Genomic DNA, 22,480 nt, shown 5'->3' with positions numbered 1-22,480 from the left:
CCAGCCTTAACTGAGACTGGAGCGGATAGCTTCCAGATATGTGCGCACCGATTGTTGTGTGGTGAGCCCGATGGCTATCTGCAAAGCAGCCTCGACCTCTGCCTTGGAGCTATCGCTTCGCAAGCGCAACAAATGCGCTTTGGCAACCCACCAGGGCTGGAACGACTTGGTCACGGACCTGTCCATCGCGTCCAGTTGCGCGAGCCCTTCGCTCACATTGCCTGACTCGCCCATGGCCACTGCGCCCGCTACCAAGGCTCCCTGCGTGGGGTAATGCGCATTGATTTGTCGGTAGAGCAAATCAATGCCTCGCCACGGCGTCTTTCCCGTAAAGAGACGTTGACAATGGGCCGACTGGACGGCGGCCTCCAGCTGAAAAGGACCCGGCCGCCTTTGCTGGGCCGCAATCCACAGCAGCTGATCCGCTCGCACGATCGCTTCGCGATTCCAACGCTGGGTGTCCTGCTCGGCCAAAGGAATGAACTCACCGGACGGCCCCGTCCTGGCATCCCGTCGCGCGTCACAAAACATCATCAAGGCTTGCAATCCCCGGGCTTCCGGCTGATCCGGCAAGAGAGCGCACACAATGCTGCCCAGATACAGCGCCTCTTCCCGCAGATCCGTAATCCGGGTCTCTGCGCCGTCCACCGCGTCCAAAGCCAAACCGAAGGCGCCGTAAATGGACTCGAGCACAAACCCCAGCCTCTCGGGCAACTCCGCCCTCTCGGGATCTTCAAAACGGATGGCAGTATCACGAATTTTTTGCTTGGCACGCACCAGCCGCTGCGCTAGGGTTGCGGGCGAAACCATCAAGGCAGGCGCCATGTCCGCCACCTGCAATCCAAGAACCACCTGCAGCATCAGCGGAATCCGCACCTTTTCATCAATCGCCGGATGGGCACACACAAACATGAGCTTGAGCCGTGCATCAGGTACCACAGGGCGCTCCTCCTGAATGGCCTCTTGCTCAAGGAGCACCGTGACCGCAGGATCAAAGCGGACCTGGTCATGGCGGGCAACCTGCAGCAACTGGCGCTTGGCAACAGTCAGGATCCAGGCATCCGGCGATGCGGGTACCCCACTGACAGGCCATACCTCCAAGGCTTTCAACAATGCATCATTCAAGGCATCTTGCGCGGCGGCAATGTCGCGCCACTGCCATGCCAGGTAGGACACCAAACGGCCATACGACTCCCGGGCCGCCAGCTCGGCGGCCCTGAAAGCAGCGCGGGAATCAGCCGACACTCAGTTCGGCGGGGCCATGACCAACACCGGCCGTACTTCGGTCGTACCGGTCAAAGAACTGGGGCTGCGTGCGGCCCACTCCAAAGCGTCATCCAAGCTCGGAACCTCAATAATGAAATAGCCGCCGATATGCTCTTTGGTATCTGCGTAAGGTCCGTCGTGGATGACGCGCTTGCCATTGCGCAATTGAACCTGGGTACCGGTGTTGGGGTCCTGCAGACCATTGCCTTGCACAAAAATTCCGGATTGGCCCATCGCGCCAATATAGGCATTCCATGCGCCCCAGTAAGCGGGTGCAGTCTCAGGGTTGGCACGTTGGGCCAAATCTTCCGCGGTCTCTTTGTGAATCAACATGAATTGCATGGTTTTCTCCTGAAAAAAGATGAGTTCAATATAAGTAGGGTGAAACGAGTAAATGCGCGACTACCAGCTGGCGCGGCGGATTTGCCGCATGGAAACCCACAGCAAACCTGCAGCAATGAGCACTACGGTGGTGAGAATGGCGACCTGCCCCATTCCGAAAGACTGGAAGACACCTTGCGTGATGTCACCCACATAGAGCACCAAATATACGACCAGAGAAACCGCAAACACAGGGCGTGACCATGGCGAACGCAATAGCAACAACAAGCAACCCAGCGCACCACCGAACACGCCGGTAGCAAAGGCGACCGTCATCCAAGACGGCAAGCTGACATACAGCTCCGCTTGTTCCTTGGTCATTCCGTTGCTCATCAGGCTGCCCACTGAGCCTTGCACGGTGGGCAGAAACTGGATGATTCCAAAAATATTCCAGGCCAGCCCCAAAATGGCCACGGGCCAGAACCATTTGGGCAGAGCCCGTTGCGCGTTGTCTTCAGACATGAGTGATCTCCAAGGTGAGAGCCCGAGCATTATTGCGTTGGCTCATTCATGTGATGCTTGGATGAAGCTCCAATCGACAAGGTGCTGAAAAAAGTTTTCGGTTTCGCTTAAATTGGCTGGATTGGACGATGTCCCAAGCGAGGCTAGACTCAAGTCCATCCCGATTTACAAAGTTTTCCGGACCTTTTGTCGGCAACTTGGCCCCCCTTTTTGTTAGACCAGCCGCCTCCCAACCCCATGCCCTACACCACCCTGATCTCCGTCGCCCAACTCCAAGCCCTGCAAGCCAGCGCCACGCCTGCCGTCGTTTTCGACTGCAGCTGCGACCTTATGCGGCCCGAAAAGGGTCCCGCTCAATATGCCGAGAGCCATATTGCCGGCGCCCTCTACGCCCATCTGGACAACAACCTGAGCGCCAAGGGCGACCCGGCTTTGACCGGCGCGCAGTCCGGCGGACGGCACCCGCTCCCTGCGCGTGAAAAGTTCGCGGCCTGGCTGGGTAGCGTGGGCGTCAAAAACACCGACCAGGTGGTGGTGTACGACCGCCAAGGCGCCAATTACTGCGGCCGCTTGTGGTGGATGCTCAAGTGGTTGGGCCATGCAAATGTGGCCGTGCTGGACGGCGGCTTCCAAGCCTGGCAGGCAGCGGGTGGTGCGGTGAGCAGCGGTGATGAACCTGCGCGCGCACCCTCTACCTTTGCGGTGGCCGACCCGCTGGTGGCTTTGCGCAGCAGCGACCAGGTGCTGGCCCATCTGGGCAAGCCTACCCAGCATGTGCTGGATGCGCGTGGTGCCCCGCGATTCCGGGGTGAAACCGAGCCAATTGACCCGGTGGCCGGCCACATCCCCGGCGCCTTGAACCGGGTTTTCAGCAACAACTTGGGCGCTGATGGCTTCTTCAAACCGGCCGCTGTGCTGCGTGGTGAATTCGAGGCCTTGCTGGGGCAGCGGCAAGCGGAGCACGTGGTGCACCACTGCGGCAGCGGTGTCAGCGCTGTGCCCAATATCCTCGCCATGGAGATTGCCGGCTTGCAAGGCAGCGCCTTGTTTGCCGGCAGCTGGAGCGAGTGGTGCAACCGTCCGGGCTTCCCGGTAGCGCAAGGCTGAGACCCCGCTTACACTGCGGCCTCATGATCCTGCCGAGCCTCAGCCTTCCCGCCAAGCGCCTGGCCGCCGACCTGATGGTGGTGCTGGGCGTGGTAGCGGCGGGTCTGCTGAGTACGGCTGCGGTCTACAGCAACTTGCGGGAGGCCGAGGCCCTGCGGATCTACGAGCAGCGTAGCGCACTGGCCGAAACCGTACTCGGCGCCCTGGACCACGACGCGACCAGCACCATCGAAGCCGTGCGCGGTGCGGCCCTCATGGCCGAAATGCAGCCCGCCATGACCCGGGCCCAGTTTGACCTGTACGCCAACCGCCTCAAGATCGCGCACCCCACGGTCGCAGCCCTCGAGTGGCAAAAAATGGAAGCGTCGGAGGGCTTTGTTTTCCCGACAAACCTGAAAGAGTGGACGCACCAGGCCCGCCCCCTGTTGGATGAGGCCCAGAAAGACGCGCGGGTCGTAGGCACACCCATTGCCACCGGTGCATTTGCTGCCGTCACACCTTTGGCAGAAGGCGCCAAGCCTGCCGTGATCATCACCGTCCCGGTGTACCAGCGCAGTGCGGACACGGACAGCATCAGCCGCCATATCGGCTTCATCAATGCGCTGGTGGATGTGGGTACGCTGGCCCGGAACGCAGCCTATCAGGCAGAGGCCGCAGGCAATGAATTGATCGTCCGCGACAGACAGACCGAGAGTGATGCCCCCTTGTTCACCTCGATGGGAGCCGCGGCACATACGCCGGGGCACGACAAAGACAGCGCCCACCGGGAAAGCGCAGATTACGCCCTGGAGTTGAACTTCGGTTCCCGCAATTGGGAACTGTTGCTGCACCCCAAACCCGAATTGCTGAATTCCGGCTGGGTACATCAGGCCACCTTCGCACTGGTGTTGGGCTTGTTGGTCACCGCCCTGCTCACCATTTTGTTGACACGCAGCCAAATCAACCGCAGACGATCTGAAACCGCCATAGCGCACGAACAGGCCTTGCGGGATGAATTGCTGGCAGAGCAATACCGCCTGAAAGAGGTGGTGGAAAGCACGGGCGTTGCCATCTGGGAATACGACCTGGTCCATCGCTTCCTTAGCGTCAGTGAGCGCTGGCACGTGGTCAGCGGCTACAGCCGCGAGGAACTGGGTGACAACGTGCTCACGAGTTGGCTGGGCATGGTGCATCCCGAGGACCGACCCCGCATCAGCGCGACCTTCGCGGATCTGACGAAGTTGCAGGGCGACCGTTTTGAGTACGAATACCGCATGCGCCAGAAAGACGGTCAATGGATGTGGGTCCAATCCCTGGCCCACATCGTGGCGCGTGATGGAAATGGCCAACCGATCAAAGTTGCCGGCATCAACTTGGAGGTCACCCAGCAAAAGGAGGCGGAGATCCGCATCCATGCCCTCAACGCCAGCCTTGAGGCCCAGATGCAGGAGGCCATGGCGCGCAGTGAAGCACGCGCCACGCTGGGCACCCTGATTGCCAGTGTGTCGCACGAAATGGCGACACCCATGGGCAACAGCATGATGACGGCCAGCACACTGGTCGCCCAGGCCAACCAGTTTGAGCAGCAAATGGTGGCGGGCACCTTGAAGCGCTCGGAATTGGCGCAGTTTGTCGGCCAAGTGCAAAGCGGCAATGAACTGCTACTGCGCAACCTGGAACGCGCGGTGGCCCTGCTCAAGAATTTCCGTCAAGTGGCGGCCGACCAGGCCAGCGAGCAGCGCCGCACTTTTGACCTTCAACAGGGCTTGCGCGAGATTCTGGACACGCTGGCGCCCAGTCTCAAACGCCAAAGCCACACGGTACTGCTGGAAGCGCCCGAGGGTATCCGCATGGACAGTTACCCCGGTCCGCTGGGCCAGGTCCTCATCAACCTCATCAACAACGCTTACCTGCATGCCTTCGAAGGCATGGAACACGGCGAAGTCCACATCAGTGCCACTGCCGATGAGACCCAAGTCACCCTCGTTTGCACCGATAACGGCCGCGGCATTGCCCCGGATACCTTGGAAAAAATGTTCCAGCCCTTCTTCAGTACCCGCATCGGCCGCGGCGGCACAGGGCTGGGTATGTCCATCGTCGAAAACCTGGTGAAAGCAACCCTGGGCGGCACCCTGGAAGTGCAGTCCACGGTGGGCCACGGCACCACCGTCACCATCAGGCTGCCGCGCAGCGCACCCGAACCCCGGCAGGAAGAGGAAGGTGCCTGAAGCGCCCCACTCCGCTCTTTCTTTAAAAGCCGAAACCTGAGCCGGCCCCCAGCAAGGTGGCGATACCCAAGACGGCAAAAATGGCTGCCGCAATCGAGTGCACCAGCTTCATCGGGATCTTGTTGGCGAGCTTGTCTCCGGCAAACACTGCTGGCACGTCGGCAATCAACATGCCCAGGGTGGTGCCGATGACCACCATCACCGGTGTCGCGTAGTGGGCGGCCATGGCCACGGTAGCGATCTGTGTCTTGTCGCCCATCTCGGCCAGGAAGAACGTAATCAGCGTGGCACCGAACACTCCGAATCGTCCGGCAATCCGGGTTTCTTCGTCTTCAATCTTGTCGGGAATCAGCGTCCAGATGGCCATGCCCAGAAAGGACGCACCAAGCACCCAGCGCAGCACGCCGGGGCTGATGGCGGAGGTGATCCAGGCCCCCAAAGCTCCGGCCAACCCATGGTTCACGATGGTGGCGGCCAGAATGCCCAGCACGATAGGCAATGGCTTTTTGAAACGGGCCGCGAGGATGAAGGCAAGGAGTTGGGTTTTGTCACCGATTTCGGCCAGAGCGACCACACCGGTAGAGACGAGAAGGGATTCCATAAGCACGAGTTCCAAGGCCGGTAGAAGACAAATGACCACGGCACATCACCGGCCAAGGCGGATGTGCGGTGGTCAAAGGTCTTGCCAAGACTGAACTGCTGGCGCCAGGGTCTGCGGACCCAGTGTGTTGACGCAAGCCTCTTGCGACGCAAGAGAGGCTACTCCCCAATGACAGAAGCCCTATTGTACCGGCTTCCCCTCCGCGGCGGGTTTCTCGCGCAACACCCAGCGCTTCAAGCGGCCCAAGAGATGTTCCAGATCGTCCACTACCGTGAACACCGATGGGATCACCAAGAGGCTGAGCACGGTGGACGTGATCAGCCCGCCGATCACCGCCACCGCCATCGGGCTGCGGAAGCTGCTGTCTGCAGCACCCCAGCCCACGGCCAGAGGCACCATGCCGGCGCCCATGGCGATGGTGGTCATCACAATCGGCCGCGCACGCTTGTGGCAGGCGTCAATGAGCGCGTCAAACCGGCTCATGGGCGCCGCAACGGGGTGACCATCACTGCCATCGCTACCCCGGCGCGCCAGGATCGCGTACTCCACCAACAAGATGGAATTCTTGGTCGCAATGCCCATGAGCATGATGAGCCCGATGAGCGAAGGCATGGAAAAGCTCTGGTTCACCACCAGCAAGCCCACAAACGCGCCACCCAAGGACAGTGGCAGCGCCGCCAGAATGGTGAAGGGTTGCAAGAAGTCCTTGAACAACAGCACCAGCACGATGTAAATGCACAGCACCCCGGTCAGCATGGCCAGGCCGAAGCTGGCAAACAGCTCACCCATGACTTCAGCGTCACCCAACGCCAACTGCTTCACGCCGGGCGGCAGGTTGGTGATCGAGGGCAGTTTTTGCACGGCCTCAGTCACATCGCCCAGTGGCGCGCCGGAGAGCTCGACTTCAAAGGTGATGTTGCGTGAGCGGTTCAGGCGGTCGATCACCGCCGGGCCACCGGCCACTTCGAGCGTCGCCACCTGACTCAGCATGACAGGGCCTTTGACGCCTGGCACCGCGAGTCGGCCCAGCAAGTCCAGGTCCTGTCGCGCGGAGTCATCCAGCTTCACAACAATCGGCACTTGCCGCTGGCTGAGGTTGAGCTTGGCCAGTGATGTGTCGTAGTCACCCACCGTCGCAATGCGCAAGGTCTCGCCAATAGAGGCACTGGTGACACCCAAGTCAGCAGCCTTCGCGAAGTCGGGGCGCACTGCGATTTCAGAGCGGATCAAACTCGCGCTGGAGGTGATGCTGCCCAAGCCGGGAATGGTGCGCAAATCGCGCTCCACCGCAGCGGCAGCACTGGCCAAGGCCAAGGGGTCTTCGCCGGTCAGCACCAGTTGGTACTTCTCGCCACTGCCGCCCAAGCCCACCTTGCTGCGGATGCCGGGCACTTCGGCCATGGCCGCGCGGATGGCGTTTTCAATGCCTTGCTTGCGCGGGCGCTTGCCACGCTCGGTCAGCAGCACGGTGAGCGTGGCCTTGCGGACCTCCGTGGTACCCGGAGGCGCGAACGGGTCAGAGCCCGCTGCACCACCACCGATGGTGGTGTAAATGCTCTGGATGTGATCAACCTTGCCCAGCAACTGGCGGGCATGCTCCGCCGCATCGCGCGTTTGCTTCAAGGTCGAGCCCGGTGGCAACTCGATGTACACCTGCGTCTGCGAGTTGTCATCCGGCGGGATGAAGCCGGTAGGCAACAGGGGGATCAGCATGATGGAGCCCACAAAGAAAGCCGCTGCGGCACCCATGGTGATCCAGCGGTGGCTCAGCGCCCATTTGCTGGCGCGCATGTAGGCGCCCATCCAGAACGGGTCTTTGTGTTCGCGCGGGCTGCGCTTCATGATGTAGGCGGCCATCATGGGCGTGAGCACCCGGGCCACTACCAGCGAGGCAAACACCGCCAGTGCTGCCGTCCAGCCGAACTGCTTGAAGAACTTGCCGGGAATACCGCTCATGAACGCGGTGGGTAGAAACACCGCAATCAGGGTGAAGGTCGTCGCCACCACGGCAAGGCCGATCTCGTCCGCCGCTTCCATGGCCGCCTGGTAAGGCGTCTTGCCCATGTTCAGGTGGCGTTCGATGTTCTCGACCTCCACAATCGCATCGTCGACCAGCACGCCGATCACCAATGAGAGCGCGAGCAGCGTCACGGTATTGATGGTGAAGCCCAGATACGCCATGCCGATAAAGGCCGGTATCGCGGACAAGGGCAAGGCCACCGCAGACACAAAGGTCGCACGCCAGTTGCGCAGGAACAGCCACACCACAATCACCGCCAGCAAGGCGCCTTCGTAGAGCATGGTCATGGATGCATCAAACTCTTCGGCTACGGGCTTCACAAAGTCAAAGGCCTGGGTCAGCTCGATGTCGGGGTGCTGGGCCTTGAGTTCGTCCAAAGCTGCATTCACTGCGGCTCCGACTTCCACCTCGCTGGCACCTTTGCTGCGGGTGATCTCAAATCCCACCACCGGCACGCCGTTAAGCAGCGCGGCTGCGCGGGGCTCGGCAATCGTGTCTTTGACGGTGGCTACTTGGTCGAGGCGCACACGCTGTCCGTTGGACAGTGTCAACTCCAGATTGGCCAGCTCTTCAGCGGTTTTGACAGTGGCCAACGTGCGCATGGGCTGCTCGCTACCACCCAGATCGGCGCGGCCACCTGCGCTCTCGGTTTGCACCTGTTTGAGTTGGCGCGAAATGTCCGCAGCGGTAGCGCCCAGACCTTGCAGCTTCATGGGGTCGAGGGCGACCTCCACCTCGCGGGTCACCCCACCCACGCGCACCACTGAGCCCACGCCTTTCACGCCCAGCAGGCGGCGTGAAACGGTGTTGTCGACAAACCAGCTCAGCGCTTCGTCATCCATCTTGGACGAGCGGATCGTGAGCGCCAGAATGGGCGCGCCCGACAGGTTCACCTTGTTGATCACCGGATCGCGCACATCGCTGGGGAGCTCACTGCGCACGCCTTGCACGGCGCTGCGCACTTCGTCCAGCGCTTCTTGCGTGGGCTTCTCCAAGCGGAACTCGGCGGTAATCGAGACACCACCGTCCTGCACCTTGGTGTAGATGTTTTTCAGGCCCTGGATGGACGCAATCGCGTTTTCCAGCTTGCGGGCCACTTCGGTTTCCAGCTGGGCCGGCGCCGCACCGGGCAGGCTGGCCGAGATGGTGATGTTGGGCAGCTCCAGGTCAGGGAACTGCTGCACCTTCATGCTGTTGAAAGCCAGCATGCCGGCGAATGTCAGCATCACAAAGAGCATGACCGCCGGTATGGGGTTTTTGATCGACCACGAGGAGACATTCATCGGATTTGCTCCTTATTTCGTAGCTGCTTGCGCAGGTGCTACGGGCGCCACAGCCGCTTTTGGCTTGGAATCTGCAGCGTCCACCACCTTCACGGAGTCGCCTTCACTCAGGAAACTGCCGCCGCTGGCCACCAGCTTGTCCTCGGGCTTCACGCCGCTTTGGATTTCGATCTGCTCACCCACCACGCGGCCGGTCTGCACCTTGAGTTGGCTGACCTTGTTGTCGCTGCCCACGCGGTACACGTAGCTGAAACCGTCGCGCACTACGACTGCGGTTTGTGGCACGGTAAGTGCGCCGGTGCTGCCCAACTCAAACTCACCACGGGCATACATGCCGGGCTTGAACGCGCCACCCAGCGACTGGCCGGCCGTCGACGCAGCCAACAAGTCCACATACACCAAGCCATTGCGGGTAGCAGCATCCACGGTGGGCGCCAGCATGCGCACCTTGCCTTTGGCCTGCACGCCACCCGGCGAGGTGACCAGCACCGTCATGCCGGGTTTGATGCGGGCAAATTCAGCCGAGGTCACTTCACCCCGCCACTCCAGCCGCCCTTGGCGGATGAGCTTGAACATCTCGGTGCCAGCCCCCACCACCGCACCCACACTGGCGCTGCGGGCCGAGATGATGCCGCTGTCGGGCGCGAGCAATTGGGTTTGCTTCAGGCGCAGCAACTGGGCGTCCAGCTGCGCCTGGGCAGATGCCACACGCGCCTTGGCAGTGGCCTCTTGCGTAAGGTACTGGTTGATCTGCTGGGCGCTGATGGCGCCGGTGCCTTGTACCGCACGCGCACGGTCGCCGTTGGCCAGCGCTTCCGCCGCATTGGCTTGCGCCTCATTCAGGCTGGCACGTGCCAGTGCTACATCGGCTTGCACGCTTTCAGAGGCAAAGGTCGCCAGCACCTGGCCGCGCTTCACGCTGTCGCCCACACCCGCATGCAGCTCGGCCACACGCAGGCCGCTGGCCTCTGAGCCCACACTGGCTTCTTGCCAAGCGGCGACACCACCGTTGGCCGACAGCTTGACAGGCAGCTGGCTGCTCTTGGCTTGCACCGTGGACACGGTCAGCGCCGCTTTGGGCGCAGCAGCGGCCTTGGGGGCATCAGCCGCCTGCGTGCGGGTGGCAAACAGGCCGAGGCCGGCAAGGGTCAGCACACTGGCGGTCAGGAGACCCAGGGTCAGGGGTTTGAAGTGAAATTGGTTCATGGCTTTGCTCTCAAAGAGGTGACAACAAAAAATCGGGGGGTTATGCGGGAGGTATGCGGGAGTTGTGCGCGACTTATGAGGGAGTTAGGGGCGTGGCTGATCGGCGGCGCTTGAGGTGGCGTCCGCGTTTAGGCGGTCCGGCTCGAAGCCGCCACCCAAGGCGCGGTAGAGCGACACCCAGGCGCGGTTACGCTCCAGTCCCAGCGAGAGTTGGGCCGACTCCGCAGCCAGCGCATTGCGACGTGCGTCTTCCAGCTCCACCAAGCTGGCCAAGCCCTGGCCGTAGCGGGCCTGGGTGGCTGCGAGCGACTCGGCGTAGCCGGCGGTGGCCACAGCGGCATCCTGCTTGCGGGCATCGGTGCTTTGCAGGTTGACCAGTGCTTCTTCTACTTCGCGCACGGCCTGGCGCACCTTGCCGCGGTAGACCGAGACGCTTTGCGCATAGGCCGCTTCGGCAGACACCACATTGGCTTTGCGCTGACCACCGTCAAACAGTGGCAATGTGACCGCCAAGGGACCAAAGGACCAGGTATCCAGATTCGTCTCGCGCCCCATGCTGCTGTAGCGCAGCGCACCCACCGAACCGCTCAGGGTCAGGCGCGGGTAGCGCTGGGCTTTGGCACTGCCCACCTGGGCGCTGGCGACGATCACGTCGCGCTCAGCTGCAAACACATCGGGACGTTGGGTCAGGGTTTGTGCGGGCACGCTTGCTATGAAAACAGGAGCTGCTTGCGCACGCTCCATGGGCGCTGCAGCCAGTTTTTGTCGGAGATCCTGCTCGGGCAAGCCCGTCAGGGCCACCAAGGCTTTCACATCCAAGTCGCAGGCAGCCTGTTGTTGGGTCACGCGGCTGCTGCCATCGGCAGCGCTGGCACGGGCCAAGGCAGCCACAGAGGGCGCTGCAAAACCGGCTTTGGCATTGAGCTCGGTCAGGCGTGCGGTTTCCTGGCGGGACGCTGCGTCTTTGCGCGCCACACCGAGCAACTGGGTGCAGGTGGCGTAGCTGTAATAAGTGGTGGCTACTTCGGCGGCTACTGACACACGGGCGTCGTGCCACTGGGCCTGGGTGCCCTGAAACTGCGCGTCCGCCGCATTGCTGACGGCGCGGTTGGCGCCCACCAGATCGAGCTCCCAGCTGGCTTGCAGACCTAGCGATTGGGTGGTGGCCACCGGCACATCGGGCTGGCTCACGCCACGGCTGGCGCTGACGCTCGCATCCAGCTTGGGCAGCAAAGCGGCGTTGGCGGTGGTGCGCTGCGCGCGGGCGGACTCCACCCTCGCCAGTGCCTGGGCCACATTGGGGCTGACGGCTTGTGCGGCATCGATCAGTTCCACCAACAGCGGGTCGCCTTGCTTCTGCCACCACTGGGCAAGCGAGCCTACGGTCCCTTGGTGGGGCAAAGGAGCCTGCCATTGCAAGGCAGGAGCAGCATCGACTTTGGCGGGCGGCATGACGATGGCACATCCGCTGAGTGCCAATGCCACTGATACGGCAGTGAAGGTTCGTAAATGCATGGGGTTCATGGGGCTTGAAGTGAGATGAATTCAGGGGAATGGGCGGGAGCCGGAGCTTTGGCGCGGCGTCGCAGCGCTTCTGCGTCCACCAGCACCAGGGCATAGGAGACCAGACGGTCCAGATAGGCATCCAGCGCCTGCGGCGTGTTGACCAGGGCGGGGCGGATCTGGGTGTACAGGTCATTGCCCACATGGAGCATGACGCCCAGACCACTGATGGTGAAGGCGAGCCTATGGATATCGTCATCCGCTTCAGCGAGCCCGACATGGCGGCAAAGCCCGCGGGTCAGGGCCATGTGGGCGGGGGCAATATTGGTGTCAATCTCTTGTTGCCAGGCGCCGGTAGGCTCCAGCATTTCGCGAAAGCAGAGCTTCATGTACTGCTGCTGGGTGACATGGCCCTGCTTGAGCGGCTCCAAAAAGCTGGACAACAAACCGCGGATCGCCTGCTCCAGCGACACATCGGTGCCCTCCAGTGCTTCGGGGGGCAACGGCGGGTTGGTGCGTGGGTCGGAAAACACAGCGCGGTACAGACCGGCCTTGTCACCGAAGTAGTAGCTGATGGACGCCACATTGGCCTGCGCAGCCAGGGCAATTTCGCGGATGGAGGTCTTGGCAAAACCCTGCTCCGCAAACAGTTGCAACGCAGCATCCAACAGGCGGTTGCGCGCTTCTACGCCATCACTGCGCGTGGGTTTGGCGGAAACGGACTCAGGTAAAGGAATCGACATAGGTGCCGATTCTAAGCATATAAATCAAACGTTTGATTAAATTATGATGACAAGCAGGGTTTTTCGCTCAGCAAAACAAGGACTCGCGGAAAACGCCTCCTGTCTGCAAATGGCACTCCATCGCTTGCGCCTGCAACACCACCACACCGGATTGGGCGGGCTCAAGCTCCAAGGAAAGTGGCATCTCCCACCGGGACGGTACGGACATCCGGAGTTGTGGCGATTGACCCTGCACGCGCAAACTTCCAGCCCGCACGCGCCCGAACAAGGTGGTGGTAGCGGCAGGCGTGCAGCGCTGGAGCACCAGCTCCACTCCCTGCATGAACCCGTTTACCGGCGTATCACCAGGTACCTGCCGGGTCGCAGAAACGGCAGAAAAGATCACATGAAGATCGTCACCACGCCAAAGAGTTTGGCGGATTTCGGAGTCCGCGAACTCCATCTCAAACTCAGCCGGAACGTCCATAGGTCAGGACGGACTTAGTGAGCGTGCGCTATGCTGCTGACGAGCGCGACCATTCCAATGCCCACACCCAACCACACAATTTGTGCCGCAGTTTCCCGTGCGGTGAGCCGTTTTTGAAGCTGGGGAATCAAGTCCGCCAGCGCGACATAAATGAAACTGCTGGACGCCACCGCCAGAAAATAGGGAAGGTAGTCTTGCAGCTGGTCGACCAGCCAGTAACCGGTTATACCGCCCAACGCAGTCACTGCACCTGCCAGCGTGACCTTGATCAGGGCTGCCCTCTTGTTGCTGGAGCCTGCCCGCAGGACCATCAGGTCGCCCATATGGTGCGGCACTTCGTGGGCCAGCACCGCCAAGGCGGCAATAGCACCCAAGCGCAAATCCGCCACAAAGGCCGAGGCAATCAACACACCGTCTCCGAAGCAATGTACGCTGTCGCCGGTAAGCACCGCCCAACTGCCCGCGGGCTTGTCCGCGCCATGGCTGTGCCCGTGATGGTGGCCATGGTGAGCATGTCCGTGATCGTCATGCGCCTGGTGCCCATGCGCCGCAGGGCCGTGGTGGTGCTCGTGGCCGTGGTGCCAGAGCTCGGCTTTGTCCAGGAGAAAGAAAAAGACCAGCCCGACCAGAAGCACCAGAAACAAATCATGGGCGCCGGCCTGGCTTTCAAACGCTTCGGGCAGCAAATGCATGAAGGCGGTAGCCAACAAGGCCCCCGCCGCCAGACTCAACATATGCTGGGTGTAGCGGGCCAAAGCACCGAAACTCAGTGCCGCAGCCAGCCACACACTCCCTATGCCGGCCACGAGTGTGCCGGCCACTATCGCCAGAAGAATCAAACAACGCCCTTTGCTTTGAACCAGGCCAATGCGCGCTTGAAGCCGTCAGCGGCTTCTTTTTCGCGATAGCTGGGGCGGTAGTCGGCATGGAAGGCGTGGCCTGCATCGGGGTACACCACGAACTGCGACGCCTTGGCAGCCTTGTTGCCTTTTTTGCCGGCTGCAGCCAAGGCCTTCTTCATTTCGTTCACGGTGTCCAACGGAATGCCGTTATCTTTGCCGCCATACAGACCCAACACCGGTGCGTTCAAAGAGCCGGCAATGTCGACTGGGTTCTTGGGGGTGAGCTCGGAGGGGGTGCCCACCAAACGCCCGTACCATGCCACTCCGGCCTTCACGTCTTTATTGTGCGCAGCGTAGAGCCAGGTGATACGTCCACCCCAGCAGAAGCCTGTGATCGCCAGCTTCTTGAGGTCGCCACCGTTGTCGGCGGCCCAAACCAAGGCGCCATCCAGATCAGCCATGACCTGCTCATCCGGCACCTTGGAGACGACTTCTGCCAGCAACTTGCCGATGTCGGTGTACTTGGAAGCATCGCCTTGGCGGGAATACAAGTCAGGGGCAATGGCCAGGTAACCGGCTTTTGCAAAACGGCGGCAGGTGTCAGCGATGTACTCGTGCACGCCGAAGATTTCCTGAACCACCAGGATCACGGGCAGATCGGTTCCGCCAGCGGGTGCTGCGTAGTAGAACGGAACGGTGTAGCCGTCCACGTCATAAATCTGCTCACCGGAAATGAGGCCATCGGCGGAAGTCTTGATCGCGGTCTGCGCCATGATGGGCATCGCAGTGGCTGCGTAGCCCACGCCGAGTGCGGCCTTCAGGGCGGTGCGGCGTGTGGCACCAGCTTCCGTGCTGCGACCGGGGCGCAGGGAATCCAATTCATTCTTTAAATTTTCCAGCATGCGTGTCTCCATGTTTTAAGAAAACCAATCACAAGTGTAGGCACTTGCGAGGCAACACGCAGACTACAGGAAAACCAAGGCGACCACTATTAGAACGTTTCCCAATCGTCGTCTCCACCGGCCGGAACAGTGCGGTTTGAGGCGGTGGCGACAGGTTTTTGCAAGCTTGGAACGGGTGCCGGAGCAGGCTTGGGAGCCGATGGCTTGGGTGCAGATGCTTTTGCGGTAGAGGCGCGAGCCTGAGGGCCTGCAGCCTGACCACTGCGGCGCTCAGGCCCCTTGAATGTTGGGCTGGGCTTGCCGGAACGCACGGGCACCGAGGCCAGTGGTGTGCCGCCCTGGTTACCCGAGACCTTGAAAACGGCCACGGCTTGTTTCATGCGGTCTGCTTGTTCGCGCAGGCTTTCCGCCGCTGCCGCACTCTCTTCCACCAGCGCAGCGTTTTGCTGGGTCATCTGGTCGAGATTGCCAATAGCCTGGTTCACGCCGGCGATACCACTGCTCTGCTCGTTGGCGGCCGAGGTGATTTCACCGATCACATCCGCTACGCGGCGCACTGATTGCACGATCTCTTCCATGGTGGAGCCAGCGTCCGTCACCAGCTGGGTACCGGACTCCACTTTTTCCACCGAGGTGTTAATCAGGGCCTTGATTTCTTTTGCAGCTTCAGCGCTACGGCCTGCCAGAGAGCGCACTTCAGACGCCACCACCGCGAAGCCGCGGCCTTGCTCACCCGCGCGGGCCGCTTCTACCGCCGCGTTCAGCGCCAGGATGTTGGTCTGGAAGGCAATGCCGTCAATCACGCTGATGATGTCGGAGATCTTTTTGCTACTGGCATCAATCTCTTGCATGGTGTGCACCACCTGGCTCACCACCTCGCCACCGCGCTGGGCGACGCTGGAGGCACTGGCCGCCAAGCCACTGGCTTGGCGGGCGCTGTCTGTGCTGTGCTGCACCATCTGGGTAATGCCGTCCATGCTGGAGGCGGTGGCCTGCAGGTTGCCGGAGGTTTGTTCGGTACGCTGCGCCAAGTCGTTGTTGCCGGTGGCAATTTCAGCACTGGCAATCGCAATGCTGTCGGTACCACCACGGATCTCGGACACCATGCGTCCGAGGGAAATGTTCATCGCCTCCAGGGAATGCAGCAGCTGACCGAACTCGTCAGTGCGGTCGGAATGCACCGAATGCGTCAGATCGCCCTCAGCGATGCGCGCAGCCAGATCATTGGCCATATTCAGAGGCTCGCGGATGGAACGCACCAGCCAAGTCGTACCTGCAAAGATGGCTGCCACGATCACGGCCAGACTCACCAGAATGCCAGTGGTATTGGTCGCCCGCTTGGCCTCAATTTCCACCTGCAACTTTGCCGTCTGTTCTTTTTGAAGTTCAATGAATCGCTGCTGCTCAGCCAAATACACCTTCAAGGCGGGTTCGTACTCGGTGGTGAAGGCCTGCATGGCTTCTGCATCCTGCCCGGCTTTCTTAAGGTCACGTGCCTTGCCGCGAGAAGATAGAACCAGTTTGCGGGCGTCAGCCACTTTCTTCAGCTGGGCTTTGTCTTCCTCGGTCTGGGCCATGCCCTCGATCTTGGTTTGCAGTTCCGTGATCTGGTTGGAAGTGGCCGTCACCACGTCCTTGAATGCGTCATTCAACGCATTGCCGGAACTCAACAGAATGGCCGTATTGCGAGCCGAGTTCGTGGAGGTCAAACCGTTCCACTCCGTAGCGATTTGCACCAAATCCTGCGCTATGGCCTGCTTTTGGCGACCTTCACTCAAAATCGCAGAACTGCGCATGAGCCCGATCACGGCGACCATACAAATGGCCACGATGATCAACACGATAAAAGACCAGAGCTTGGTCGCGATTTTGATTCCGCTGAGTCCCATACGACGCCCCTGTTTAATTAATTAGCTCAATTATCCACAAAATTTTCACACTTTCAACAAATTTTAAACAAAAGTGTGTTCCCAGCCATACTCGGCGCTAATGGGCCTTGTCCCAATTAGGACCTACCCCTACTTCCGCCAACAAAGGGACCTTGAGCTCTGCGACGCCGGCCATCAGGCTTGGTATCTCGGTACGCACCCAATCCACCTCGTCTTGCGGAACCTCAAAGACCAGTTCGTCATGCACCTGCATGATCATCTTGGTGGACTTATTCTGCGCATCCAGTACCTGCTGCACTTTGACCATGCTCAACTTGATCAAATCTGCCGCTGTGCCCTGCATGGGCGCGTTGATAGCCGCACGCTCCAGCCCCGCCAACTGCGCGCCCTTGGCGTTTTTGATGCCCGCCAATTGCAGCCGGCGGCCGAACACGGTCTCCACATAACCCTGACGCTTGGCCAGTTCGCGGGTGGACTCCATGTAGGCCTTTACACCGGGGTAGCGCTCAAAGTAGCGTTGGATGTAGTTTTTGGCAGCTGTGTTGTCGATACCCAAATTGCGCGCCAAACCGAAGGCGCTCATACCGTAGATCAGCCCGAAATTAATCACCTTGGCATAGCGGCGTTGCTCACTGCTCACTTGGTCCACCGGCACACCAAACACTTCAGCCGCCGTGGCACGGTGCACGTCCAGTCCGTCATGGAAGGCGCGCAAAAGCGCCGGGTCGTCACTGATGTGCGCCATGATGCGCAGTTCAATCTGGCTGTAATCGGCACTGGCAATCACGCAGCCGGGCGCAGCCACAAAGGCTTCGCGCACGCGGCGGCCTTCAGCGGTGCGGATCGGAATGTTCTGCAAGTTGGGGTCGTTGCTGCTCAAGCGCCCGGTCACCGCCACGGCTTGCGCGTAGTGCGTGTGCACACGGCCGGTGCGGGGCAGTGCCAGTTGCGCCAACTTGTCGGTGTAGGTGCCTTTGAGCTTGGCCAGGCTGCGGTGCTCCAACAGCTTGGCCGGTAGCGGATAGTCTTCCGCCAGTTTTTCCAGCACTTCTTCATCGGTACTGCGCGCACCGGTGGCGGTCTTCTTCACCACCGGCATGCCCAACTTGTCAAAGAAGATTTCGCCTAGCTGCTTGGGGCTGCTCAAGTTGAAAGGTTGACCGGCAATTTCATAGGCCTCGGTTTCCAGTTGCAGGATGCGCTGGCCCAGTTCGTGACTTTGGGCCGCCAGCGTGGGTGCGTCGATCAGTACCCCATTACGCTCAATGCGGTACAGCGCTTCGCTGCTGGCGATCTCCAGCTCGTAAATGAACTTCAGCTTGTCGTTGGCCTCGATCTGCGGCCAGAGTACCAGGTGCACATCCAGCGTCTGGTCCGAGTCTTCGCAGGCGTATTCGGCGGCCTTGGCAATGTCCACTTGGTCAAAGCTGATTTGGTTTGCGCCCTTGCCGCACAAGTCTTCAAAGCTGATTCCGCTGCGCCCCAGGTGGCGCTCGGCCAGACTCGCCAAGCCGTGGGGCTTGTCGGCTTCCAGCACATAGCTCTGCAGCATGGTGTCGTGGGCGTAGCCCTGCACTTCGATGCCATGGTTGGCAAACACATGGCGGTCGTACTTGATGTGCTGGCCCAGCTTTAAAGCTTGCGGGTTTTCCAGCCAAGGCTTGAGCTTGGCCAGCACCACGTCGCGGTCCAACTGCTCAGGCGCGCCGGGGTAACGGTGCGCCACCGGGATGTAAGCGCCTTTGCCCGGCTCGGTGCTGAAACTGATACCCACGATCTCGGCACGCATTTCATCCAGCGAGGTGGTTTCGGTATCCAATGCCGTCAGCGGGGCCGCGTGTATGCGCTGTATCAGGGCGTCCAGCGCCTCATACGAAAAGATGGTCTCGTATTCCACCGTGCTCACGCGCGATGCAGGCGCAGCCGCTTCACCGGCTGGCTCATCAAACAAGCCCGGCTCGGCTGTGCGCGCAGAGGGCGCAGGAGCGGCAGCCGAAGTTTCAGCGCCACCTACGGACTTCGCCAGCCCCTTGAAACCGTACTTCTCATAAAAAGCACGCAGAGCGCCCGTATCCTGTGCGCCAGCAGCTATCGAATCCATAGCAGGCAAGCCATCAACCCAACCCGTGAGGTCGCAGTCGGTCTTGATGGTGAGCAGCGTGCGACCGGTGGGCAACCAGTCCAGCGCTTTGCGCAGGTTCTCCCCCACCACACCGCCGATATTGGCGGCGTTGTCCACCACACCTTGCAGCGAGCCGTACTGCTGCAGCCATTTCACCGCCGTCTTGGGACCGACCTTGGCCACGCCAGGTACGTTGTCCACCGTGTCGCCCACCAGGGTCTGGTAGTCCAGCATCAGGCGGGCGGGCACGCCGAACTCGGCCTCCACTCCAGCCAAGTCGCGGCGCTTTCCGTTCATGGTGTCGATGATGGTGATGTGCTCATTCACCAGCTGCGCCAAATCCTTGTCGCCGCTGCTCACAATCACCTCAATGCCTTGCGAAGCGGCAGTGGCCGCCAGCGTCCCGATCACGTCATCAGCTTCCACACCGGGCACGTCCAGTACCTTCCAGCCCAGCAGGCGCACGATTTCATGGATGGGCGCGATCTGGCTGCGCAGATCGTCGGGCATCGGGTCGCGGTGGGCTTTGTACTCGGGGTAAATCTCGTCGCGGAAGGTCGGGCCTTTGGCATCGAACACGCAGGCCACATAGTCGGCCGGGTACTCCTTGCGCAGGCTGTTCATCATGTTGATCATGATGCGCACCGCACCGGTTTTCTGGACGGTGCCGTCCGGCAGCGTCACGCTCATGTTGTCCCCGCCGGCAAAAAAGGCGCGATACAAATAGCTGGAGCCATCCACCAGCAACAGGGTTTTCTTGGATTCGGTCATAAAAGGTATTGTGCCCCGCGCAAGCACTCACGGCCCCCACGCTCCGCCGCTGCGCGGGTCGCTGCCCCCTCAGGGGGCTAATTCGTCTTGGGGCGGCCCGGCGACGAATTGCTCTCCCAAGTTGCGCCACTTCGCCGGTCATTGCCCCACCTACAATTGCGCCATGGCGGTTTACACAGAGGTCTCGCTCGACGAGGCCAGCACTTTTCTTTCCTCCCTGCAATTGGGCACTCTCCAAACCATGGAGGGCTGCTCCGGTGGCATTGAGAACACCAACTATTTTGTCACCACCGACCAGGCGCCTTACGTGCTGACCCTGTTCGAACGGCTGACAGCGCAGCAGTTGCCGTTTTACCTGCGGCTGATGAAGCACCTGGCGTTCCACGGCATTCCCGTGCCGGACCCGGCCGCCAACCGCGATGGCGATGTGTTGCACAGCCTGAACGGCAAACCTGCCGCCGTGGTGAACCGACTGAAAGGCAAAAGCGAATTGAGTCCGGGCGTGGAGCACTGTCGCCAAGTCGGCGCCATGCTGGCGCGCATGCACCTGGCCGGCCGGGAATTCGGCATGCAACAGCCCAACCTGCGGGCGCTCCCCTGGTGGAACGAAACCGTGCCCGTCGTGCTCCCCCACCTGGAGGTCCCTCAGGCTGCACTCATCCAGAGCGAGCTGGCCTACCAGAACCATGTCGCCGCGCAAAGTGCCTATGCCGCCCTGCCCCGCGGCGCCATCCACGCAGATTTGTTCCGCGACAACGTGATGTTTGAAACCCTGGACGGCGAACCCCGCCTCAGCGGCTTCTTTGACTTTTACTTTGCCGGCACCGACACGTGGTTGTTTGACTTGGCAGTCTGCCTCAACGACTGGTGCATAGACCTGCCCACCGGCCGCGCCGACCTGGAGCGCAGCCGCGCCTTCGTGCAAGCGTATGAGAGCGTGCGCCCCTTGAGCTCCCAGGAGCGCGAGCTGCTTCCGGCCATGCTGCGGGCCGGAGCTTTGCGTTTCTGGCTCTCCCGCTTGTGGGACTGGTACCTGCCGCGGGAAGCCTCCATGCTCAAACCCCACGATCCCACGCACTTTGAACGGGTGCTCCAGCAGCGCATCGCGCATCCGCTCACACTGGACACCCTGATGAACCCGGAAACCCAGACCGCATGAAACTCCAGATCGTTCCCGCCCGCCAAGGTGTTGTGTGGTTTCAGCAAGGTGTGCGCACCTTCATGAAACAGCCACTGGCATTCACAGGCCTGTTTTTCATGTTCATGGCCGCCATTTCGCTGCTCAGCCTGTTGCCGGTGATCGGCACGCCGATTGCGCTGGCCCTGCTGCCGGCAGCCACTCTGGGCCTGATGGCCGCGACAGAGATTGCAGACAAAGGCCAGTTCCCCATGCCGCAAGTGCTCATTGCGGGTTTCCGAGCGGGCAAAGAACGACTGCAGTCCATGGTAGTGCTCGGTGTGCTTTATGCGGTGGGCTTCATTTTGCTCATGGGCATCTCTGCCACGATGGACGGCGGCCAGTTCGCCCGTGTGTATTTGCTGGGCGGCGAGCTCACCCCTGAGGTGGTGCTGCAAGGTGACTTCCAGACCGCGGCGCTGGTGGCCATGGTGCTCTACCTGCCGCTCTCACTGCTGTTCTGGCATGCCCCCGCACTCGTGCACTGGCATGGCATCAGCCCGGTCAAGAGCCTGTTCTTCAGCGCAGTAGCCTGCCTGCGCAACTTCTGGGCCTTCACCGTGTTTGGCATGGTATGGATGGCCGCTTTCCTTGGCGTAGCCACCGGGGTTGCCATCGTGGTCAGTTTGCTGGGTAATGTGGAATTGATCAACGCCATCCTTTTCCCGGTGGGTCTGGCCATGGCCGCCATGTTTTTCACGTCGTTCTATTTCACTTACCGGGACTGTTTTGACACGCCCACAGAGGAAACACCATGACACAGCACACCCTCCAAGGCCGCAGTGATGCGGAAGTCACCTGGTTCCAGCGCCGCAGCTTTCTGCAGGCAGCTGCCGCTTGGACTGCCATGGGGGGCGCTGCGGCAGCCCACGCGCAAAGCCGCAGCAACATCGTCCAACTGGTGGGCGACGCCTTGCTCAATGGCAGTCGTCTGCGGCCGGAGCAAGCGATCCAGAGTGGTGACCAGATCACCACAGGGCCCGCATCGAACCTGATTTTTGTGATCGGCAACTCCTCCTTCCATGTGCGCCAGAACAGCACACTCACCGTGGAACGCGGAGCCACTTTGAGTACGGTGGGCATGTTGCGCCTGCTCACGGGTGCTGTGATCAGCGTGTGGGGCAGAGGGAATGCGCGCAGCATCGTGACCCCTACTGTCACTGCGGGTATCCGTGGCACCGGCGTGTACACCGAAGTGTTTGCCGACCAGGACAACCGCAGCTATTTTTGCAATTGCTACGGCACCGTAGACATGGCTGCGGGGCGGGACCGGCTGGTCAGCCGCTCGGACTACCACCAGGCTTTCTGGGGCGAAGTGCAGCCCAAAGACGGACGTTTGCTCACCCCTGCCAAGGCCATCAACCACACCGACGAAGAGCTGGAATACCTGGCCAAGCTGGTGGACCAGCAAACCGCCTGGCAGCGCCTTGGCAAAAAAGGCGTGAAGGACGGCAAGGGCTATATGGACGACAAGCCCGGCCAGATGCACCCGGCCGCGGTCAACCCAGGGGCCTGAATGCGCCCCTCAGCCT

At 61.1% G+C, this 22,480-nt stretch carries 18 protein-coding genes and 1 riboswitch; of the genes, 5 read left to right on the top strand and 13 right to left on the bottom strand.

Annotation, left to right across the window (positions count from 1 at the left end; all coding sequences use genetic code 11):
* Positions 1-6: 6 nt before the first annotated feature.
* The 3 genes from ACOAP0_RS16700 to ACOAP0_RS16690 are packed head-to-tail and all read right to left on the bottom strand — an operon-like array spanning position 7 to position 2,109.
* The gene (locus ACOAP0_RS16700) at positions 7-1,245 is read right to left on the bottom strand and encodes an RNA polymerase sigma factor (protein ID WP_498377341.1); all 1,239 of its coding nucleotides are present in this window, start codon (positions 1,243-1,245) and stop codon (positions 7-9) included.
* Complete coding sequence (locus ACOAP0_RS16695; protein ID WP_498377340.1) at positions 1,246-1,608, bottom strand: YciI family protein; 363 nt, start codon at positions 1,606-1,608, stop codon at positions 1,246-1,248.
* A gap of 60 nt (positions 1,609-1,668) precedes the next feature.
* Positions 1,669-2,109 carry a hypothetical protein gene (locus ACOAP0_RS16690; RefSeq protein WP_498377339.1) on the bottom strand — a complete coding sequence of 147 codons (441 nt, stop codon included), beginning with the start codon at positions 2,107-2,109 and terminating at the stop codon, positions 1,669-1,671.
* 237 nt (positions 2,110-2,346) lie between these two features.
* On the opposite strand from ACOAP0_RS16690, the gene ACOAP0_RS16685 reads away from it, so the two are divergent.
* Together ACOAP0_RS16685 and ACOAP0_RS16680 are read left to right on the top strand one after the other, a co-directional pair.
* Entirely contained in the window at positions 2,347-3,216 is an 870-nt protein-coding gene (locus ACOAP0_RS16685) for a sulfurtransferase (protein WP_498377338.1), read from the top strand.
* A 23-nt stretch (positions 3,217-3,239) separates the two neighbouring features.
* Entirely contained in the window at positions 3,240-5,423 is a 2,184-nt protein-coding gene (locus ACOAP0_RS16680; protein WP_498377337.1) for an ATP-binding protein, read from the top strand.
* A gap of 22 nt (positions 5,424-5,445) precedes the next feature.
* On the opposite strand, the gene ACOAP0_RS16675 is transcribed toward ACOAP0_RS16680, so the two are convergent.
* From ACOAP0_RS16675 to polA, 10 genes are all read right to left on the bottom strand, one after another.
* A complete protein-coding gene (locus tag ACOAP0_RS16675; protein ID WP_313869291.1) occupies positions 5,446-6,024 on the bottom strand; it encodes a TMEM165/GDT1 family protein in 579 nt (192 codons plus the stop codon).
* Positions 6,025-6,030: 6 nt separating this feature from the next.
* Positions 6,031-6,203: riboswitch (yybP-ykoY riboswitch) on the bottom strand.
* A gap of 1 nt (position 6,204) precedes the next feature.
* Positions 6,205-9,327 carry an efflux RND transporter permease subunit gene (locus ACOAP0_RS16670; protein WP_498377336.1) on the bottom strand — a complete coding sequence of 1,041 codons (3,123 nt, stop codon included), beginning with the start codon at positions 9,325-9,327 and terminating at the stop codon, positions 6,205-6,207.
* 12 nt (positions 9,328-9,339) lie between these two features.
* Positions 9,340-10,533: an efflux RND transporter periplasmic adaptor subunit gene (locus ACOAP0_RS16665; RefSeq protein ID WP_498377335.1), complete on the bottom strand. Its 1,194-nt coding sequence runs from the start codon at positions 10,531-10,533 to the stop codon at positions 9,340-9,342.
* 84 nt (positions 10,534-10,617) lie between these two features.
* The gene (locus ACOAP0_RS16660) at positions 10,618-12,057 is read right to left on the bottom strand and encodes an efflux transporter outer membrane subunit (protein WP_498391473.1); all 1,440 of its coding nucleotides are present in this window, start codon (positions 12,055-12,057) and stop codon (positions 10,618-10,620) included.
* On the bottom strand, positions 12,054-12,779 hold the full coding sequence (locus ACOAP0_RS16655) for a CerR family C-terminal domain-containing protein (RefSeq protein WP_498377333.1): 726 nt from the start codon (positions 12,777-12,779) through the stop codon (positions 12,054-12,056). Before ACOAP0_RS16655 ends, ACOAP0_RS16660 begins: the two co-directional genes overlap by 4 nt.
* A 67-nt stretch (positions 12,780-12,846) precedes the next feature.
* On the bottom strand, positions 12,847-13,245 hold the full coding sequence (locus tag ACOAP0_RS16650) for a hypothetical protein (protein WP_498377332.1): 399 nt from the start codon (positions 13,243-13,245) through the stop codon (positions 12,847-12,849).
* A gap of 14 nt (positions 13,246-13,259) precedes the next feature.
* Positions 13,260-14,084, bottom strand: a complete 825-nt coding sequence (locus ACOAP0_RS16645) for a ZIP family metal transporter (protein WP_498377331.1) — start codon at positions 14,082-14,084, stop codon at positions 13,260-13,262.
* On the bottom strand, positions 14,081-14,989 hold the full coding sequence (locus ACOAP0_RS16640) for a dienelactone hydrolase family protein (RefSeq protein ID WP_313869284.1): 909 nt from the start codon (positions 14,987-14,989) through the stop codon (positions 14,081-14,083). The genes ACOAP0_RS16645 and ACOAP0_RS16640 overlap by 4 nt, the downstream gene beginning before the upstream one ends.
* Positions 14,990-15,078: 89 nt before the next feature.
* Positions 15,079-16,878 (bottom strand): methyl-accepting chemotaxis protein, encoded by a 1,800-nt coding sequence (locus ACOAP0_RS16635; protein ID WP_498377330.1) that lies wholly within the window; start codon positions 16,876-16,878, stop codon positions 15,079-15,081.
* A gap of 97 nt (positions 16,879-16,975) precedes the next feature.
* Complete coding sequence (polA, locus tag ACOAP0_RS16630) at positions 16,976-19,771, bottom strand: DNA polymerase I (protein ID WP_498377328.1); 2,796 nt, start codon at positions 19,769-19,771, stop codon at positions 16,976-16,978.
* Positions 19,772-19,934: 163 nt separating this feature from the next.
* Between polA and ACOAP0_RS16625 the strand changes: the two genes are divergently transcribed.
* From ACOAP0_RS16625 to ACOAP0_RS16615, 3 genes are read left to right on the top strand one after another with little or no spacing between them, the layout of a single operon-like run.
* Positions 19,935-20,930 carry a homoserine kinase gene (locus tag ACOAP0_RS16625; RefSeq protein ID WP_498377327.1) on the top strand — a complete coding sequence of 332 codons (996 nt, stop codon included), beginning with the start codon at positions 19,935-19,937 and terminating at the stop codon, positions 20,928-20,930.
* Positions 20,927-21,706: a BPSS1780 family membrane protein gene (locus ACOAP0_RS16620; RefSeq protein WP_498377326.1), complete on the top strand. Its 780-nt coding sequence runs from the start codon at positions 20,927-20,929 to the stop codon at positions 21,704-21,706. The genes ACOAP0_RS16625 and ACOAP0_RS16620 overlap by 4 nt, the downstream gene beginning before the upstream one ends.
* Positions 21,703-22,464 carry a FecR family protein gene (locus ACOAP0_RS16615; RefSeq protein ID WP_087496932.1) on the top strand — a complete coding sequence of 254 codons (762 nt, stop codon included), beginning with the start codon at positions 21,703-21,705 and terminating at the stop codon, positions 22,462-22,464. The genes ACOAP0_RS16620 and ACOAP0_RS16615 overlap by 4 nt, the downstream gene beginning before the upstream one ends.
* Positions 22,465-22,480 lie beyond the last annotated feature (16 nt).

The organism is Curvibacter sp. Hmag1.1 (genome assembly GCF_059769165.1).
The sequence above is the reverse complement of the archived record's forward strand: the minus strand, read 5'-3'. Positions and strand labels throughout refer to the sequence as shown.